This window comes from Bradyrhizobium sp. CIR48 (genome assembly GCF_014198315.1).
Classification (GTDB): Bacteria; Pseudomonadota; Alphaproteobacteria; order Rhizobiales; family Xanthobacteraceae; genus Bradyrhizobium.
In genome coordinates, this window is sequence record NZ_JACIHG010000009.1 from 390,479 (window position 1) to 409,213 (window position 18,735).

Annotated in this window: 13 protein-coding genes; 6 read left to right on the top strand and 7 right to left on the bottom strand. The window is 64.0% G+C overall.

Translation table 11 applies throughout. The features are described from left to right. Positions 1-145: 145 nt before the first annotated feature. The 4 genes from GGD66_RS27900 to GGD66_RS27915 all read right to left on the bottom strand — a co-directional run bounded on the left by GGD66_RS27900 (position 146) and on the right by GGD66_RS27915 (position 6,596). Entirely contained in the window at positions 146-3,013 is a 2,868-nt protein-coding gene (locus GGD66_RS27900) for a PAS-domain containing protein (RefSeq protein ID WP_183259594.1), read from the bottom strand. A gap of 352 nt (positions 3,014-3,365) precedes the next feature. Then, positions 3,366-4,241 carry a hypothetical protein gene (locus GGD66_RS27905; protein WP_018316762.1) on the bottom strand — a complete coding sequence of 292 codons (876 nt, stop codon included), beginning with the start codon at positions 4,239-4,241 and terminating at the stop codon, positions 3,366-3,368. A gap of 117 nt (positions 4,242-4,358) precedes the next feature. Further along, positions 4,359-5,339 carry an amino acid--[acyl-carrier-protein] ligase gene (locus GGD66_RS27910; RefSeq protein WP_092251596.1) on the bottom strand — a complete coding sequence of 327 codons (981 nt, stop codon included), beginning with the start codon at positions 5,337-5,339 and terminating at the stop codon, positions 4,359-4,361. A 39-nt stretch (positions 5,340-5,378) separates the two neighbouring features. Further along, positions 5,379-6,596, bottom strand: a complete 1,218-nt coding sequence (locus GGD66_RS27915; protein WP_092251597.1) for an acyl-CoA dehydrogenase family protein — start codon at positions 6,594-6,596, stop codon at positions 5,379-5,381. 357 nt (positions 6,597-6,953) lie between these two features. Here GGD66_RS27915 and GGD66_RS27920 point away from each other — a divergent pair, with 357 nt between their 5' ends. From GGD66_RS27920 to mtnA, 3 genes are all read left to right on the top strand, one after another. Then, positions 6,954-7,226: a phosphopantetheine-binding protein gene (locus tag GGD66_RS27920; RefSeq protein ID WP_092251598.1), complete on the top strand. Its 273-nt coding sequence runs from the start codon at positions 6,954-6,956 to the stop codon at positions 7,224-7,226. A 283-nt stretch (positions 7,227-7,509) separates the two neighbouring features. Continuing rightward, positions 7,510-8,385, top strand: coding sequence for an S-methyl-5'-thioadenosine phosphorylase (locus tag GGD66_RS27925; RefSeq protein ID WP_092251599.1), 876 nt, complete (start codon positions 7,510-7,512; stop codon positions 8,383-8,385). Positions 8,386-8,400: 15 nt separating this feature from the next. Continuing rightward, entirely contained in the window at positions 8,401-9,507 is a 1,107-nt protein-coding gene (mtnA, locus tag GGD66_RS27930; protein ID WP_092251600.1) for an S-methyl-5-thioribose-1-phosphate isomerase, read from the top strand. A 113-nt stretch (positions 9,508-9,620) separates the two neighbouring features. On the opposite strand, the gene GGD66_RS27935 is transcribed toward mtnA, so the two are convergent. Beyond that, the gene (locus GGD66_RS27935; RefSeq protein ID WP_177236853.1) at positions 9,621-10,256 is read right to left on the bottom strand and encodes an HAD-IA family hydrolase; all 636 of its coding nucleotides are present in this window, start codon (positions 10,254-10,256) and stop codon (positions 9,621-9,623) included. Positions 10,257-10,357: 101 nt separating this feature from the next. Between GGD66_RS27935 and GGD66_RS27940 the strand changes: the two genes are divergently transcribed. Together GGD66_RS27940 and GGD66_RS27945 are read left to right on the top strand one after the other, a co-directional pair. Then, entirely contained in the window at positions 10,358-11,104 is a 747-nt protein-coding gene (locus GGD66_RS27940) for a trypsin-like serine protease (RefSeq protein ID WP_183259595.1), read from the top strand. A 124-nt stretch (positions 11,105-11,228) separates the two neighbouring features. After that, positions 11,229-12,731 (top strand): NAD(P)/FAD-dependent oxidoreductase, encoded by a 1,503-nt coding sequence (locus GGD66_RS27945; protein ID WP_183259596.1) that lies wholly within the window; start codon positions 11,229-11,231, stop codon positions 12,729-12,731. A 221-nt stretch (positions 12,732-12,952) separates the two neighbouring features. Here GGD66_RS27945 and GGD66_RS27950 read toward each other — a convergent pair whose 3' ends face one another. Beyond that, on the bottom strand, positions 12,953-13,879 hold the full coding sequence (locus tag GGD66_RS27950; RefSeq protein ID WP_183259597.1) for a response regulator: 927 nt from the start codon (positions 13,877-13,879) through the stop codon (positions 12,953-12,955). Further along, positions 13,863-17,234, bottom strand: a complete 3,372-nt coding sequence (locus GGD66_RS27955; RefSeq protein WP_183259598.1) for an ATP-binding protein — start codon at positions 17,232-17,234, stop codon at positions 13,863-13,865. The genes GGD66_RS27950 and GGD66_RS27955 overlap by 17 nt, the downstream gene beginning before the upstream one ends. A gap of 170 nt (positions 17,235-17,404) precedes the next feature. Between GGD66_RS27955 and urtA the strand changes: the two genes are divergently transcribed. Next, on the top strand, positions 17,405-18,664 hold the full coding sequence (gene urtA / locus GGD66_RS27960) for an urea ABC transporter substrate-binding protein (protein WP_026201734.1): 1,260 nt from the start codon (positions 17,405-17,407) through the stop codon (positions 18,662-18,664). Positions 18,665-18,735: the final 71 nt, after the last annotated feature.

Here is an 18,735-nt window from a genome sequence, read left to right on the forward strand (position 1 = left end):
TGTTCCTGAAATCGAGGGAGAAGAAAAGCGCATTGCGCGGACCGCGGGCGCCGGGCGGTGCGGCAATCCCGGTCGAGGCGGCACATGCGACAATTCGTCGTTTGGTCGTGTGCCGAGAGACGGAATTTGAGGGAGCAGAAAGCCGCTACGCCACGCGCCGGACCGTGTTCAGCGTCTCGATGGCGCGGCCGACCTCCGATGCGGGGCACGGCCTGCCGAAATAATAGCCCTGTACGGCGGTGCAGCCGCATTCGCGGACGAAGTCGAGTTGCTCCTCGGTCTCCACACCCTCCGCCGTCGTCTCGACGCCGAGCACGGAACCGAGGCTTGCGATGGTGCGGACGATGGCAACGCTCTCCGGACTTTCGCCGAGCGTGCCGACGAAGGAACGATCGATCTTGATGCGATCGAACGGAAACTTGCGTAAATAGCTCAGCGAGGAATAGCCGACGCCGAAATCGTCGAGGCTGACGCGCACGCCTAACGCGCGAAGCTGGTGCAGGATCTCGATCGTCGCCTCGCTGTCGTCGAGCAGCGCCGTCTCGGTGACCTCGAGCTCGAGCCGTTGCGGCGGCAGGCCGGCTTCGGCAAGTGCGCTCGTGACCATCGCCACCAGCCCGCGCGAACGGAACTGCACCGGCGACAGATTTACCGCGACGGTGACATCGGGCCAGGACGCGGCGGTCGCACAGGCGCTGCGCAGCACCCATTCGCCGATCGGAACGATCAGCCCGGTCTCTTCAGCGATCGGAATGAACTCGGCCGGCGAGACGAAGCCGCGCGAGGGATGTTTCCAGCGCAGGAGTGCCTCGAACCCGGTGAGCTCGGACGAATCGAGCCGCAGCTGCGGCTGGAATACCAGATGGAATTGACGCGCCTCGAGCGCGCCGCGCAGATCGTGCTCCAGCGCGTGCCGGCTGCGCGCCTCTTCCTCCATCTCGGGCTCGAACAGCTGATAGGCGCCGCGCCCCTTGGCCTTGGCCTGGTACAGCGCGAGATCTGCGCATTTCATCAGTTCGTCGGCATCGAGCCCGTGGTCTGGTGCGATCGCGATGCCGACGGAGGCGCCGACATGGATCGACTGGTTTTCCAGTGGCGGCGGATGACCGAGAACCTCGACCAGACGCCGGGCCAGCTTTTCCGCCGCTTGCGGCTGCGGTCCGCGCTGGAGCACGGCGAACTCGTCGCCGCCGAGCCGTGCGACGGTATCGTGCTCGCCGACATTCTCCTTCAGCCGCGCCGCGACCCAGCGCAGCAGCCGGTCGCCGGCGGCGTGGCCGAGGCGGTCGTTGACGGTCTTGAAATTGTCGAGGTCGAAGCACAGCACGGCCATGGCGCCGCCGGCGATCGCGACCTGGTTCAGTCCCTCGCCCATCTTTTCGCGGAACAGCGTGCGGTTGGGCAGGTCGGTCAACGAATCGTGCCGCGCCATGTGCGCGACGCGCGCCTGGGCCTTGTGGCGCTCGGTGACGTCCTCGTAGGTGACGACCCAGCCGCCATGCTCCATCCGCTTGTGATTGAGCTTGATGATGCGGCCGTCGCTCAAATGGCGATGCAGCGTATGCTCGCCCTCGCGCAGCCGCTCGACATAATCGGCATAGAGCCGCGCGGCTGTGGTGTTCTGATGGATGCCGAGCTCGCAGCTGTGCTCCATGATCTCGCGCATCGAGACGCCGGGCTTCACAATGTCAGGCGACAGGCCGTACATCTCGATGTAGCGGCGATTGCACACGATGACGCGCAGGCTCGCGTCGAGCATGCACAGGCCCTGGCTCATGTTGTTCAGCGCCGCGTCGAAGCGGCGATACTGCTCGCTCAGCTCCTCGATCGCGTGCTCGCGTTCGGTGATGTCCTCGTAAGTGGCGACGAAGCCGCCCTCGGGCAGCGCGCAATAGCGCACCGAGATCACTGTATCGTTCGACATGCGCCGGCGCATCGGCGAGGAATCGCGGTTCGCGATCCTGGCGCTGGCGGCTTCCAAGAGCTGCCGGGGGCTGTACTCGGACGAGAACGCGCCGTTCGCCATCGAGCGCTCGATCAGCTCGGCGAGATGCGTGCCGGGCCTGGTCTCCTCCGGCGACAGCAGGTAGATCTTGCGGTAGGTGGTGTTGCAGACGCGAAGGCGCATGTCGCTGTCATAGAAGGCGAGCCCGTGCGCCATGTTCTCCATCGCGGCATCGAGAATAAAATTCTGTTGCCGCAGCGTCTCTTCATATTGCAGCCGTTCCGTGACGTCCTCATGCACGGTCACCCAGCCGCCGTCGGGCAGGAAGCGCGAGACCGTCTGCACCATGCGTCCGTCATAACGCATCACCAGCAGGGACTTCGCCTTTCTGGTGCGCACGTCCTCCAGCCTGGATTTATGGAATTCGTCTGTCGGCATGCCCGGCAAATTGCCGCGCGATACCCAATGATCGAGCACCTCGCGATGCGAGGCGCCCGGCCTTACGATGCTGGGATCGAGGTTGTAGAGGTTCAGGAAACGTTCGTTGCAGACGACGACGCAACTGTCGGCATCATACATGATGAGGCCGTGCGACATGTTGGCGAGCGCGTGCTGGCTGCGCTCGGTCTGCACGCGCAATTCCGCCTCGAGCCGGGCGAGGCGGGTGACATCGTCGCAGATCGTCATCCAGCCGCCGCCGGGAAGCGGCTTCAACTCGAGCGACATGACGAGGCCGCTCGCCAGCTGCTGCTCGGTCCGGAACGGCTTTCCCCCAGCGATCTGCGCGATCCGCGCCGAATACAGCGTGTCGAGCTGGTCCTGGGGAAAGTTGCCGCGCATCGCACTATGCGCAAGTACCTCGCGGTAGCTCGTGCCCACGCGCACGATGTCGGCCGACATGTCGAACAGCGACAAGTAACGCTGGTTGACCAGCACGATCCGGTTGTCGGCATCGTAGACGCAGACGCCCTGTTCCATGTGGTCGAGCGCAAGCTGGCTCAGCGCGACCAAGGCCTCCGGGCCCTGCTCGCGGCGTGCACCAAACTCGTTGTCGCAGGTCGACGTCATGGGATCGGCGGGATCTCGGCGAGCAATAGACTTAACGCAACCTAATTCAGCCGCCGAGGGTAGCGAAGAGGCCGGAAAATTCCCTTAAGCGCAGTAGTTTACGGAGGGTGACTGGCGATGGAGAGCGCGTCGGAAATGCGGAGGTGCGCGCGAGAGTTGGCCGGGAGGGCGCGTCAAATGAAGTGTCGTCCCTGCGAAAGCAGGGACCCATAACCACAGGGAAAGGTTTGACGAAGATTGGAAGTGAAGGGGCCTTCCCGTGGTACCAGCATTGCGGCTTAGAGACAGATCACGCGGTATGGGTCCCTGCGTTCGCAGGGACGACAGCGGTGGTCTGGTCCGACAGCCTTCCCTACGGCCCGTACAACACCAGTTCCGTATCGGTGAGATCGCCGAGCTGCGGCCGATCCGGGCCCTTGAAGTATTTGCGACCGCGCCGCTCGGTATAAATACCGACTAGGCCGGGAAGCGGTCCATTGGAATCGATCGCCACCGCGATCTTGCCGAGCCGAAGCAGCAGCCGGCCGATGCGGCCTGCGCAGGCGGCGTATTCCGCGGCGCTACGGCAGTAGATCAGCTTCATCGCAGGAGGCGCAATGAAGCCGCGGCGGATGCGCACCGGCTGCAGGATGAAGGGGAATGTTCCCTTCGGCGTGCGGCAGACGAGGCTGAGGCAATTGTAGCGCGCATGCCGCGTCAAGAGCTCGGTTTCGGCTTCGGATAGCCCCTCGATCGTCTTGGCGTGAGGCGAGATGACCTCGATCTCGCTCCAGCGCGGAGGTCGCGCCAGGGCAGGAACCGAGAAGAATATGCCGCGGCAATAGGCGCGAAAGCCCTGCGTCTCGATGATCGGCCAGGTCCACGGGGCCGGGCTGATGTTGAAATAGGTCACGTCCTTGTGCCGCTGCGCGATCTTGGTCAGCAGCGGGGCATAGTTGCGGTAGGCCGGATCGACATACCAGCTCGACAGATTGCACTGGATGGCGGTCTCTTCGCCGTTCTTTCGCGCCGTGTAGATCAGCAGCAGCACGCCGACCGGCGTGCCGTCACTCTCGAGCATGTAGCCGAAGCGCGGATAGCCCTCCGGCACGGACCGGAAGGCCTGCCGGCGCAGACCCTGGATCCAATAGTTCCGCGAGCGGCCGACGAAGCCGCGCGTCAGCAGGTCCGCGACCGCTTCGGCGTCGGACTCGGTGATCTCGCGGCATCGCACCTTGGTGTGAATCACGCTCGTCTTACCCGTGGAAATGACAGGCCTCGTTTGGTCTATTGTTTCAGCATGATATTGTCGGAAGACCGCTTTGCACTTTTCGCTGACGCGGTCCTTCGGATCCGGATCATGCTGCTAGCGCCAGCCTTCGACATGGGCATCGGCCGTGACCCGCGGCTGCAGGCCCAGGACGTCCTGCACCTTGGCGGGCCAGGCGGAAAGGTCCGTGCCGTGGGTGTGGAACATGGCGACCGCCAGCCGGTCCATGCCGAAGGCGACGCAGCCGGTGTGGGCTGGCTCGCCGCCGGCATCCTGAATTCCCCAGGTCGTGCCGAAATGCTCGCGGTGATAGTTGAAGCTCATGCAGGCCGTCGGCTGCTCTTCCGAGCGCAGCGGAATGAGCAGCTCGAACTTGAGCTGCTGCTGCTTCTGGCTCACCGCCTTCATCTGGCCAACGCGGCCGAAGAAGGGATCGCTGGCGTAGTCGACGCGGAAGGTGAGGCCGAGGTCGGTCGCGATCTTCTGCGCGCGCACCATCCAGCGCTCGCGGAAATCGGCGACGTCGTCGGGGCTGCCGATGCAGACATATTCGCGCATCCGGAACGATTGCAGCCGGTCGAGATGCTTCGACGGCTCGCGGCGGAAGCAATCAGCGGCAACGTCGAAGCGCAGGCCGCCCTTCGGCAAGGGGCCGCGGCTCGCCGCGATCGGATAGACCGGATAGCAGGCGGCGGGCGACAGCACGAGATCGGCGGGAGACAGTGAGGTGGTCCAGTCGCCGCCGGCATCGAAGCGGCTCACCGCGGCGTTGATCTCGCGCTCGGTCCCGTGCAGACCGCAAACGCAGCCGAGCAGGTTCGGAAAGCTCTTGAGATAGCCGGATTTTTCCAGCTGGGCCCGGCTCATCACCGGCGGGAAACGCATCACCTCGGTGCCGCTCTCGCGATGGCTGGTGATCAGCGCGGCGAGCTTCTCGACGACGCCTTCATAGAGCGCGGTGCGGGCGTAGACGCCATCAGCGCCCATGCGGTGGAACAGCTTGTCGGCGAGATGATCGAGCGGATCGATCATCTGCGGCGCGGTCGCGGGCGAGTCGGGGAGGATGGCAATGTTCATGGCGCGATGTCCTGCTATCTCAAAATTGTTGTTGTTGATTCAGTCGTGAAGGCTTGTCGGCACGCCGCTCATCAGCGTCGATGTCGCGGCATTGGCCAGAATACGGTCGTTGTTGATCATGATCGGGGACGACAGCACGTCGCGGAGGTGCCGGCCCATAGTGAACTCGCCGTCGTTGCGGTAGCCGGAGAGGCCGGCTGTGCGCATCGCATGCATCACGGTCTCGACCGCGAGCTCGGAGGCCTGCACCTTCAGCAGCGTGATCGAGGACTGGAAGTCGAGCGAGCCGAGGGCGCGCTCGTCATGCTCGGCGCGGGCAAAGGCATCGATATTGGCCGACAGCAGCGCGCGCAGCTTCGCCAGCGACATCTTGGCGGCGGTGAAATGCGCCGCGGCCGGCGGCATCTGGCCGCCGGAGGTGCGGGCCGCCTTGCGGATGAAGGCCTGCGCGCGGGTCACCGCTGCGGCGGCGATGCCGGCCCAGGCCGACGACCAGCACAGATGCGCGAACGGCGTCATGGTCTGGGCGTGGATCTTGTCATAGGATTCCGGGAAGACGCGGTCGGCGGGACAATCGACCTTCAGCTCGAAGCCGGTCGAGCAGGTGCCGCGCATGCCGAGCGTTTCCCAGCCCAGCGTCCGCTTCAGCGAATAATCGTCCCTGGCGAGCGCCAGCAGCACCTGGTCGGAGGCGGCGGCCTCGGTAGCGCGGCGGGCGATGGTGACGAGGCCGTCGGCTTCGGCGCCGTAGGAGATCACGGTGGCGTCGCGCACCAGCGAAACGGTGTCGCCGGCGTGATCGACGGCAGCGGCGCTGGCGCGGATGTTGCCGCCGTTCTGGCCTTCGGTGGTGGAGGAGGCGAGCAGCCACTGGTCGCGGGCGACCCGGCGCATCATGGTTTCCATCCAGGGGATGCCGTGGCCGTGCCTGATGACGCACGCAACCTTGGTCTGGTGCATCGCATAGATCATCGCGGTCGAGGCGCAGGCGCGTCCGAGCGTGTAGCAGATGTCGGTGACGTCGTAGATGGAGGCACCGAAGCCGCCGAATTCGACCGGGATCATGACGCCGAGCAGCTTCTGCTCGCGCGCGACCTCGAAAGCCTTGTGCGGGAAACGGGCGTCGCGATCGACCCCGTCGGCGTCGGCCGCGGCAGCTGCGGCGGTCCGGGCGGCGCGCTCGGTCAGGGAGGGACCCTGCTCGAGGAAGCCCGTCTGCGTTTCGTCGACAGTGAGGACTGCTTCACGCACGTTCATACTCGTCCGCCTCCGGTTTGCCGTTCGAGATCGCCGGCATCATTCGCGATGCGCGTAAGCGATCCTCCGGCCATCTTTGCTTGTGAGACGAGGCTACGGATTTAATTCAAATTCGTCGATGAAATAGAGGGTAAACAAAGCCCAATTCCGAACGAACAGTTAAGGTCCGGTTGTTTGCATCACCCGTTTTTCCAGCATCGCGTTAGGACTCTGGAAGAAGCCTGAATTTCAGACAATCTGAGTCATCGTTTACTAAGAAACGCGAAGTATTGGTGTCGCCCATTGCGGGACCGGCAGGCCGTGCCCATCGTAGCGGCAAGCCGGTTCGACCTTTGACAGACAGACGGGAATTTGCCGATGCAATCCTTTGATACCGACGTACGCAATCGCATCATCAAGCTGGTGAAGGGCATCCTCGAGCAGAATTCGCTCATGGCCGATGTCACGTCGTCTGCAAAGCTGGTCGACGTCGGCCTGACCTCGATGGACATGGTCAATCTGATGCTCGGCGTCGAAGCCGAGTTCGACTTCACCATCCCGCAAGCCGAGATCACGCCGGAGAATTTCCAGTCCGTCGAGACGCTGGAGCGGATGGTGGCGACCCAACTGCAGCTGGCGAACGCGGCTTAAGCCCACCACGACTGTCGTCCCTGCCTAGTGCGCAATTGCGCACGGGGCGCAGGGACCCATACCGCGGAATCCCTCGATCTGGCGGTCCAGTACTGAACTACGAGTCTTCGCCAAACCACGGCCTGTGGTTATGGGTCCCTGCGTACGCAGGGACGACACCGGATTTGACGCGCCATTCCGCGCCTCTCACACCACCGACATCGCCCCACCACCCCGTTCCAAATCCGCCGCAAAACTGGCATAGCTTAACCATGTCGCACGTGGCGAACAGGGTGGAGCAGGCATGACGCAGGCGGTATTGGGCATCATCGGCGGCTCGGGCATCTATGATTTGCCGGGCCTTGAGGGTGCGCGCGAAGAGGCGATCGAGAGCCCCTGGGGCGAGCCGTCGGCGCCCGTGCGCCGCGGCACCATCGCAGGGTTGCCGATCGTATTCCTGCCGCGGCACGACAAGGGGCACCGGCTGTCGCCCTCCGACATCAACTACCGCGCCAATATCGACGTCTTGAAGCGGGCCGGCGTCACCGATCTGATCTCGCTGTCGGCCTGCGGTTCCTTCAGGGAGGAGCTGCCGCCGGGCACCTTCGTTCTCGTCGATCAGTTCGTCGACCGCACCCACAAACGCGAAAGCTCGTTCTTCGGCCGGGGCTGTGTCGCGCATGTGTCGATGGCGCATCCGGTCTCTCCACGTTTGCGTATCCATCTTGCCGCGGCCGCTGAAGCCGAGAGCATCGCGATCGCGCGTGGCGGCACTTACGTCTGCATGGAGGGGCCGCAATTCTCCACCTATGCGGAGAGCATGACCTACAAGACGCTGGGCTATTCCGTGATCGGCATGACCAACATGCCGGAGGCGAAGCTCGCGCGTGAGGCGGAAATCTGTTACGCCACGGTGGCGATGGTGACGGATTTCGACTGCTGGCATCCCGATCACGATGCCGTCACCGTGCAGGACATCATCCGCGTGCTGACCTCGAACGCCGACAAGGCGAAGGCGCTGGTGGCGCGGCTGGCAAAGGATTTTCCGCGCGAGCATGAGTCGTGTCCGATCGGTTCGGACCGCGCGCTCGACACCGCGCTGATCACGGCGCCCGAGGCGCGCGATCCCGAGCTTCTGAAGAAGCTCGATGCGGTGGCCGGGCGCATCCTGCGAGTATGAGAAAGGCAGAATGCCATGAAGGTTGACGGCAAGCATTTTCGCAGCATCTGGCGCGAGCATGACGGCTGGTCAATCGGCGCGATCGACCAGCGCCGGCTGCCGCATGAGTTCGTCGTCGCGAAACTCACATCCTGCGAAGACGCAGCCGTCGCCATCCGCGACATGCTGGTGCGAGGCGCGCCCCTGATCGGTGCCACCGCTGCCTACGGCATGGCGCTCGCCATGCGCGAGGACGCTTCCGACGCCGGCCTGAAGCGCGCTTACGACACGCTCGTGGTGGCGCGGCCGACGGCGATCAATCTGAAATGGGCGCTGGACGAGATGCGCACGGCGCTCGCGCCGATCGATCCGCTGGAGCGCGCCGAGGCAGCCTATGCGCGTGCCGACGAGATCGTCGAGCAGGACGTCGAGATCAACCGCGGCATCGCCGGCAACGGCTTGAAGCTGATCGAGGCAATCGCATCGAAGAAGCGGGGCGAGACCGTCAACGTCTTGACCCATTGCAACGCCGGTTGGCTCGCCACCGTCGACTGGGGCACGGCGACGGCGCCGATCTATCTTGCGCATGAACGCGGCATCAAGATCCATGTCTGGGTCGACGAGACACGTCCGCGCAACCAGGGCGCCTCGCTCACGGCCTGGGAACTCGGTCATCACGGCGTTCCGCACACGGTGATCCCCGACAACACCGGCGGGCACCTGATGCAGCACGGCATGGTCGACCTCGCCATCGTCGGTACCGACCGCGTCGCCGCCAATGGCGATGTCTGCAACAAGATCGGCACCTATCTGAAGGCGCTCGCCGCCCACGACAACGGCGTGCCGTTCTATGTCGCGCTGCCGTCGCCGACGATCGATTTTGCCGTCCATGACGGCATCCGCGACATTCCGATCGAGCAGCGCAGCGGCGTTGAGGTCACCGACATGACCGGCCGCACCGCCGATGGAAGGCTGGAGACGGTGCGCATCGTGCCGGAGGGATCGCCGGTCGCGAATTACGCTTTCGACGTGACGCCGGCGCGGCTCGTGACCGGCCTCATCACCGAGCGCGGCGTGCTGAAGCCGGATCGCGACGAGCTGGCGGCGGCGTTTCCGGAGCGAATCGCGGCGGCGGCAAAGTAGGCTCCGCCGTCATTGCGAGCTCCCGTAGGGTGGGCAAAGGCGCGAAAGCGCCGTGCCCACCATCTGCTTGTGGTGGGCACGCTCCGCTTTGCCCACCCTACGGCATTTGCGAATTAGGTCAGCTTCAGCCCAGTTGCTTTCTCGAGCTCGGCGATCGCCTGCGCTCCGCTCGTCACCTTGATCGTAGTCATGCCCATCTCGCGCGCGGGCTTCAGATTGACGCCGAGATCGTCGAGATAGACGCAATTGTTCGGATCGACCTTCAGCGTCTCGACCATCAGCCTGTAGATTCGCGGATCAGGCTTGCGCAGGCCGATCTTGGCGGATTCGATCACGTGGTCGAACAACACCATGACTTCGGCGATGTAGAGGGAGCGCCCGGTCATGCTGCCGATGGCATTGGCAGGCAGATTGTTGGTGATGCAGCCGGTCTTGAATTGCGCCTTGATGCGCTTCAATGCCTCGACCATCTCGAGGCGCAGATCGCCCTGCAGCAGCGGCAGCACGTCGCGGCCGCGCACCTCCGCGCCGAGTGCGAGCGATTCCGTGGCGAACAATTCGTCGAAGGCGTCGATATCGACCTCGGCCCGCTCGAACTTGGCCCAGGCATTCTCCAGGTGATTGGCGGCGTTGGTCCGCCGTATGATGTCCACGGGCAGGCCGCGCTCGGTCTCGAACCGCGCGAATGCCTCGAACGGCGAACTCGTCAGCACGCCGCCAAAATCAAAGATCACCGCCTCGATCGCCACTATCCTGCCCTCGTCAATTCCTTTCCAAGAGGGCTAGCATGCGCTATCGGCAAGGACCAGTCCGAAGCAATCTGCCGCCGCCAATACCGAAGCGTGTTCCCATGAAGAAGCTTGCCACGTTCATCACGACTGCGCTGCTGCTCGCCACACCCGCCCATGCCATCGTCGGCGGCGGCGCGCCGCAGGCCGATGGCGTCGCGCGCGCCGTCGTCACCATCGTCGGCTCGCGCGGCAATTCCTGCACCGGAACTCTGATCGCGCCGAAGATCGTGTTGACCGGCGCTCACTGCGTGCCGCCGGGCGCGGACTACAAGATCGTCGATCGCAGCGGTGGCGCACCGCAATTGCTGAACGTGCGCACCATCGCGATCCATCCGGGCTACAAAGCGCAGGTTCATCGCGCCGGCGCAGACGTGGCGCTGCTGCAACTGGAAATTCCACTCAAGGGAAAATCGACGGTGCCGGTCGGCGCGCCGAATATTCCAATCCAGGTCGGTAGCCGTTTCGTCATTGCCGGTACCGGTGTCACCGTGCGCGGTGATGGCAGGAGCGGCGGGGCCACGCGCGTCGCGGGCCTTGTCGTCACGGGCCAGCCCGGCACGCTTCAGATTCGCCTGGTCGATCCCGTAACCAACGGTGTTCGCGACGGAATTGGCGCTTGTACCGGCGATTCCGGTGGTCCTGTGTTCGAGGACAAGCCGAACGGCGCCGTGCTTGTCGGTGTCATCAGCTGGGCGACGGGACCGAACGCCGGCGATGGCTGTGGCGGATTGACCGGCGTCACACCGCTCACGCTCTACCGCGACTGGATCTTGCAGACCGCGCGGAGCTGGGGTGCGGCGCTGTGATTTGACCGCGGCTCGATCTATGTCATTTTGAAGCGGAAGCGCGGCGGGTGATCATGCCGGCCGCGGAGGAAACGCGTCGTCCGTCAAGGGCGGCCACAAAAACAAGCAAGGCATAGAAGCAACAATGAATGTCGCTGTTCGCAGTCACGCCACCGCCAAACAGGCTTCTGAACATTTCGACGTGCTGATCGTCGGCGCCGGCATCTCCGGCATCGGCAGCGCCTATCACATCGAGAAGCAGCTTCCGGGCACGAGCTATGTCATCCTGGAGACGCAGGCGACGTTCGGCGGCACCTGGAGCACGCATCGTTATCCCGGCATCCGCTCGGACAGTGATCTCCATACGTTCGGCTATAGCTTCAAGCCCTGGGTCGGGCCGCCGATCGCGACCGCCGAAGAAATCCTCACCTATATGAAAGAGGTGATCGACGACAACGGTATCGCCAAGCACATCCGCTACAAGCACAAGATCAATTCCGCCAGCTGGTCGAGCGAGCAGAATCTCTGGACTATTGAGGCGGTGACGACCGACACCGGCGAGCCGAGGACGTTCACGGCGAACTTCCTCTGGATGTGCCAGGGCTATTACCGTCATTCGGAAGGCTACACGCCGGAATGGAAGGGCACCGATCGCTTCAAGGGCCGCATCGTCCATCCGCAGACATGGCCCGATGACGTCGACCTCACGAACAAGAAGGTCGTTGTGATCGGCTCGGGCGCCACAGCGGCGACGCTGGTGCCGAACATCGCTGACCAATGCGCGCATGTCACCATGCTGCAGCGTTCGCCGACCTATTTTCGCCTCGGCCGCAACGCCATCGAGATCGCGGAAGAGCTGCGCCGGCTTCAGGTCGACGAGGCCTGGATCCACGAGATCGTTCGGCGCAAGATCCTGTTCGAGCAGGATGCCTTCACGAAACTCTGCGTGTCCAAGCCAGAGCAGGTCAAGAAGGACCTGATCGGCCAGATCAGTGCGGTGCTCGGTCCCGACTACGACGTCGAGACGCACTTTACGCCGACTTACCGGCCGTGGCGGCAGCGCATCGCCTTCGTGCCCGATGCCGATCTGTTCAAGGGCATCGCCAGCGGCAAGGCCTCCGTCGTAACCGACGAGATCGAATGCTTCGTCGAGAACGGCATTCAGCTCAAGTCCGGCAAGCTGCTGGAAGCCGATGTCATCGTCACCGCGACTGGCTTCAATCTCGCGGCGCTCGGCGACATCGCCTTCGAGGTCGACGGCAAGCCGCTCGCCTTCGGCGATACCGTCACCTATCGCGGCATGATGTTCACGGGCGTTCCGAACATGGTCTGGGTGTTCGGCTATTTCCGCGCCAGCTGGACGCTGCGCGTCGATCTCGTCGCCGACTTCGTCTGCCGGCTGCTCGGCCATATGAAGACCAAGGGCGCCAAGAAGGTCGAGGTGCGCTTGCGTGCCGAAGACCACAACATGCCGATCCTGCCCTGGATCGATCCGGAAAACTTCAACCCCGGCTACATGATGCGCAACATGGATCTGTTGCCCAAGCGCGGCGACAAGCCGGAATGGCAGCACAGCCAGGATTACTGGACGGAGAAGGGCGAGATCCCGAAGACGGATCTGGATGACAAGGCGTTTGTGTACGGGTGAGGGCGTCCGGGGGTGTAAGGGGCGGTAACGATTGCCACATCCTCCACTGTCGTCCCCGCGAAGGCGGGGGCCCATAACCACAGGGAGTAGTTATGGAGCGCTGCTAACTCCGAGCCTTCGCCAAACATCGGCTGTGGCTACGGGTCCCGGATCTGCGCTTCGCTTGTCCGGGACGACAGCGGTTGTGGGATCAGTAGCGCACCAACTCATCCGCACTGCGCTCACGAGTTCCTTCGCGTCGCATTCGCCGCAATCGCCGCCGCCGCCGTCCGGTTCTCCACGCCGAGTTTTGCGTAGATCTGCTCGAGATGCTTGTCGACCGTGCGCGGGCTGAGGCCCAGGATTTGCGCTATGTCGCGATTGGTCTTGCCCTTGCTGAGCCAGGCCAGCACCTCGCCCTCGCGGGTGGTGAGGCCGAGCTCGCTGGTGAATTCTGGCGGCGGCGCGGTGCCGGACTCCCTGGAGAGCCGCAGCAGGAATTCGTTCGGCGCAGTTTCGCCCATGTAATAGAGCCGCAGCTGCGGATTGTCGGGCAAGCAAGCCGCCTGGGATTTCGAGCTGCCCTTGGCTTTGGCCTGCTCCAGCCATAGCAGCAGCGATGGCGGCAGGACGAAATCGTCGGCCTGTGCGCCGTGATGATCGGACAGCAGCTTCTGCGCCTGCGGCGTTGCCCACAGCAGATTGCCATGGCGGTCGACCGCGAACAGGAAGCGGCCGGAGACGTCGAGCGCGGCGCGCGCACTCTGGGTCAGCCGGGCATTGCCGAGATGGACGCGGATGCGCGCCAGCATCTCCTCGATCACGATCGGCTTTGTCACGTAATCGACGCCGCCGGCCTCGAGCCCACGCACGATATGCTCGGTTTCGGCGAGGCCCGTCATGAAGATCACGGGGACATTGGCAAGACCCGCATCGCGCTTGAGCCGACGGCAGGTCTCGAAGCCGTCGATGCCGGGCATCACGGCATCGAGCAGAACGATATCGGGCGTGATCTGGTCGATGATGCGTATCGCGGCCGCGCCGTCGAGCGCCACCATCACCGTCATGCCGGCGCCGTCGAGCGCGTCGGTGAGCAGCCGCAACGTCTCGGGAGAGTCATCTACAACGAGCGCGACGTCGCGCTTTTTCGACTCAATGTTCATGCGCATGCAACGTCTTCAATGTGGCCATGTACTGCTCGAGATCGAACCGGTCGACCAGCGACCGCATCTGCGCGACGAAGTCGGCGTGCTCCGGATGCTCGCTGCCGATCTCGTCCAGCTTCAATTGGATGCCCCTGACGTAGCCGATCTGGCCGAGCCCGATCAGCGCCTCGATGTGCCGCGCCGGCGGCCTCGATCCGCTTTCGGGGCGCCAGAACGGCACCGCGATCTCGTCCGAGCCGTATTGCCATTCGATCTTGAGGAGCTGGCGGATCGTCTCCAGGAGCCTCGGGATGTCGATCGGCTTCATCAAATAGCCGTCATGGAAGGGCTGCGCCAGCGGCGCCCCGTGCGCCTCGATCGCGCTGGCCGACACCATCAGGATGCGGGCCTGGTGATGGCCGCTCGCGCGCAAGGCCTCCGCGACGGCCCAGCCGTCCATGGCGGGCATCGAGATGTCGAGCAGGAACAGATCGGGCCGGCAATGCTGCGCCAATGCGAGGCAGCCGGGGCCATCCGGCGCGCTGAGCAGGATGAAGCCGAGCGGGGTCAGCACCTCGCGCAGGAGGTCGCGATGCACGGGGTCGTCGTCGGTGATGAGAATGGTCTTGCGCGCGCCGTGATAGCCGGAGACCGGGGCCTCCACCGGCGCGATGAGCTGCGGATTGGTGACCTCCGAGAGCAGGATCTTGACCTTGAATGTTGAGCCGGTGCCGACCGTGCTCATGACCTTGATATCGCCGCCCATCACACCGGCGAGCAGACGGCTGATGGTCAGGCCGAGGCCGGTGCCGGTTTGCGGCTGCGAGACGCCGAGCGCACCGCGCTCGAACGGCGCGAAGATGCGTTCGAGATCGTCGCCCTGGATGCCGGGACCGGTGTCGATCACTTCGAACTCGGCAACGGGGCTGCGATAGTGCACCACGAACTGCACGCTGCCGGTCTGGGTGAACTTGATGGCGTTCGAGAGCAAATTGATCAACACCTGGCGCAGCCGCTTCTCGTCGGCATAGACCACCAGCGGTAAATACGCCGGCCGTCGGAAGACGAAATCGATGCCCTTGGCAGCGGCCTGAAGGCGGAACATGCCGACCAGCTGATCGAGGAACTCGCTGAAGCGCACCTCGTCGCGCGACAGATACAGCCGTCCGGCCTCGATCTTGGAGATGTCCAGAATGCCGTCGATCAGGCCGGAGAGGTGGTCGGCACTGCGGCGGACGACGCGGACCTGGTCGCGCGGCTTGGTGTTGAGCGTCGTGTCCTGCTCCAGGAGCTGGGCATAGCCGCTGATCGCGTTCAGGGGTGAACGCAGCTCGTGGCTCAGGCCCACCACGTAGCGGCTCTTGGCGAGGTTGGCGGATTCGGCGACTTCCTTGGCGCGCTGCAGCTCGGCGTCGGTGCGCTTGTGCGCGTCGATCTCCTGGATCAGCAGCGCGGTCTGCCGTCGCGTCTCGGCTTCCGCCGCGCGGCGGCTCTGCTGCGCCAGCACGAACAGCCACGCCACCACGCCGATGATGATGCTGAGCGAGAAGAAAACCTTCCAGAGCACGTCGGAGACGAGCGCGTTCTCGCCATGCACGCTCGCCGAGGTCTGCAGATAGATCAGGCCCAGCACCAGCGCGACGAGGCCGGCGGAGACCACGAACACGCCGACATAGTGGCCGAGTTGCGAGTTGATGCGCGCGTAGATCGGCTGCGGCATCAGCTTGCCCAGCGTCTCCGATACCTGCGCCTGGATCCGCGCGTGCGGCTTGCAGAGATCGTGGCAGCGGGCATCCAGCGAGCAGCACAGAGAGCAGATCGGGCCGGCATAAGCGGGGCACGAGGCCATGTCCTCCGGCTCGAACGCGTGCTCGCAGATGCAGCACTGGATCGCCTCGATGTCCTGCCAGCTCCGTTTCGGCTTGCGCGCGATGTAGTATTTGCCGTCCGTGGTCCAGGCAATCAACGGTGCGGTGAGGAAGGCAACCGCCAGCGCTATGAAGGCCGACAGCGCCTTCGCGGTCGGCCCGAACAGGCCGTAAAAGGCACTGATCGAGACAATGGTCGCGATCGTCATCGCACCGACGCCGACCGGATTGACGTCGTAGAGATGCGCGCGTTTGAATTCGATCTGCTGTGGCCGCAATCCAAGCGGCTTGTTGACGATGAGATCCGCGACCAGCGCACCGACCCAGGCGATCGCGACGTTCGAATAGAGCGCGAGCGTCTGCTCCAGCGCCTTGTAGACGCCGATCTCCATCAACAGCAGCGCCACGATGACGTTGAAGACCAGCCAGACGACGCGGCCGGGATGGCTGTGGGTCAGGCGCGAGAAGAAGTTCGACCAGGCGATCGAGCCGGCATAGGCGTTGGTGACGTTGATCTTCACCTGGGACAGGATCACGAACGTGCCGGTCAACGCCAGCGCGAGGTCAGGCTGGGACAGCACATAGCGGAACGCTTCGAGATACATATGGGCAGGCTCGGCGGCCTCCTCGGGCGGCACCCCGTGGCTGAGCGCGAAGAAGGCGAGGAACGAACCCGCGAGGAGCTTCAGCGCGCCCAGCACGATCCAGCCCGGTCCCGCGCTCATCAGCGCCACCCACCAGGACGCCCTGGAGGCGCGGCGATCTCGCGGCAAAAATCGCAGGAAGTCGACCTGCTCGCCGATCTGCGCCACCAGCGAAAACACCACCGAGGCCGCAACCCCGAACAGCAGCAGGTCAAAATGCCCGTTGAGGTCGCCGTGCTCGCCCGAGAACTTTCGCCACTCCGTGAAGGAATGCGGGTTGTGCCAGGCGATCGCCGCGAACGGAATGATGTGGAGCACGATCCACAGCGGCTGCGTCCACAATTGGAAGCGGCTGATCAGCGTGATGCCGTAGGCCACCAGCGGGATGATGACGACGGCGCTGATGAGATAGCCGATCGGCCGCGGAATCCCGAAGCACATCTCGAGCGCGGACGCGAGGATCACGGCTTCGATCGCAAAGAAGATGAAGGTGAAGGACGCGTAGATCAGCGAGGTGACGGTGGACCCGATATAGCCGAAGCCGGCGCCGCGCGTGAGAAGGTCGATGTCGATGCCGCATTTGGCGGCATAATAGGCGATTGGTACGCCACAGCAGAAGATAATGGTCGAGACCACGAGGATGGCGGCGGCCGCGTTGGTGACGCCATAGTTCAGCGTGATGGTGCCGCCGATCGCCTCCATCGCCAGGAACGAGATCGCGCCCAGCGCCGTATTGGCGACCCGGGCGGCGGACCAGCGGCGCGCGCTCTTCGCCGTGAAGCGCAGCGCATAGTCCTCCAGCGTCTGGTTGGCGACCCATTGGTTGTACTGGCGCCTGACGCGGTCGATTCGCTGCCGCCCTGCCACGCTCTACCCCACTCCTGATACGGACCCGGAGCCCTCGCAAATTCCGTACCAAAAGCCTACGTCGGCATTTTGCGGTGCAGTATACGCGATCTTGCGTATGCTGGCGCTCCATCAATCCGAGCCATCCTCACGGCACCAATCGCGTGTCCTCGAACAAAAGTGGGGTGCTCATGTCAGACGAACCAAACAAGGGCCTTTTGTCGCCGCTCCGGCGCAAACTATTGATGGGAATGGCCGCCGTGCCCGCCATCACGATGCTCCCGCGGGCGTCCTTTGCGCAGGCTCCCGCGACCTCGGCGGTCAACACCACCGGCCTTGCGGTCACCGACACCGAGGTCACGGTCGGCATCCTGCACTCGGCGACCGGCACCATGGCCATCTCCGAGACCGGGTCGATCGAGGCCGAAAAGCTCGCCATCGAGCAGATCAATGCCGCCGGCGGCGTGCTCGGCCGCAAGATCAAGTTCATCCAGGAAGACGGCGCCAGCGACTGGCCGACCTTTGCGGAAAAGGCCAAGAAGCTGCTGGTCAACGACAAGGTCGCGGCGATCATGGGCTGCTGGACCTCGGCCTCGCGCAAGGCGGTGCTGCCGGTCATGGAGCAGTATAACGGCATGCTCTATTACCCGACCTTCTACGAAGGCCTCGAGCAGTCCAAGAACGTCATCTACACCGGTCAGGAAGCGACCCAGCAGATTCTCGCCGGCCTGAACTGGATCGCCAAGGAAAAGGGCGCCAAGTCGTTCTTCTTCATCGGCTCCGACTACATCTGGCCGCGCACCTCGAACAAGATCGCGCGCAAGCACGTCGAGAACGTGCTGAAGGGCAAGGTGGTCGGCGAGGAGTACTATCCGCTCGGCAACACCCAGTTCAACTCGGTCATCAACAAGATCAAGCTGACCAAGCCCGACGTGATCTTCACCGACGTCGTGGGCGGCTCCAACGTCGCCTTCTACAAGCAGCTCAAGGCCGCCGGCATCGACCTCTCCAAGCAGGCGCTGCTGACGATCTCGGTGACCGAAGACGAGATCGACGGCATCGGCGGCGAGAACATCGCGGGCGCCTATGCCTGCATGAAGTACTTCCAATCGCTCGACAATCCGAACAACAAGGCGTTCGTGCCGGCGTTCAAGAAGGCGTGGGGCGAGAAGACAGTGATCGGAGACGTCACCCAGGCTGCCTATCTCGGCCCGTGGCTGTGGAAGTTGACGGTGGAGAAGGCGGGCTCCTTCGACGTCGACAAGATCGCGGCGGCCTCGCCCGGCGTCGAGTTCAAGGGCGCGCCGGAAGGCTATGTGCGCATCCACGAGAACCATCATCTCTGGTCGAAGACCCGGGTGGGGCGCGCCAAGCTCGATGGCCAGTTCGAGCTGATCTATGAGACCGCCGATCTCGTCGAGCCGGATCCGTTCCCGAAGGGCTACCAGTAAGAAGCGCTCCCAGTCGCGCTTTCGTCCAAATACCAAGCCTCTCCCTGGCGTGGACAGCAAATCCACGCCCA

Bases quoted from the DNA above. Each gene is read 5' to 3' on its own strand.
- GGD66_RS27920 (WP_092251598.1), top strand. From the start codon at position 6,954: ATGCAATCCTTTGATACCGACGTACGCAATCGCATCATCAAGCTGGTG.
- GGD66_RS27950 (WP_183259597.1), bottom strand. From the start codon at position 13,879: ATGCGCATGAACATTGAGTCGAAAAAGCGCGACGTCGCGCTCGTTGTA.
- GGD66_RS27940 (WP_183259595.1), top strand. From the start codon at position 10,358: ATGAAGAAGCTTGCCACGTTCATCACGACTGCGCTGCTGCTCGCCACA.
- GGD66_RS27925 (WP_092251599.1), top strand. From the start codon at position 7,510: ATGACGCAGGCGGTATTGGGCATCATCGGCGGCTCGGGCATCTATGAT.
- mtnA (WP_092251600.1), top strand. From the start codon at position 8,401: ATGAAGGTTGACGGCAAGCATTTTCGCAGCATCTGGCGCGAGCATGAC.
- GGD66_RS27915 (WP_092251597.1), bottom strand. From the start codon at position 6,596: ATGAACGTGCGTGAAGCAGTCCTCACTGTCGACGAAACGCAGACGGGC.
- urtA (WP_026201734.1), top strand. From the start codon at position 17,405: ATGTCAGACGAACCAAACAAGGGCCTTTTGTCGCCGCTCCGGCGCAAA.
- GGD66_RS27945 (WP_183259596.1), top strand. From the start codon at position 11,229: ATGAATGTCGCTGTTCGCAGTCACGCCACCGCCAAACAGGCTTCTGAA.
- GGD66_RS27910 (WP_092251596.1), bottom strand. From the start codon at position 5,339: ATGAACATTGCCATCCTCCCCGACTCGCCCGCGACCGCGCCGCAGATG.
- GGD66_RS27900 (WP_183259594.1), bottom strand. From the start codon at position 3,013: ATGACGTCGACCTGCGACAACGAGTTTGGTGCACGCCGCGAGCAGGGC.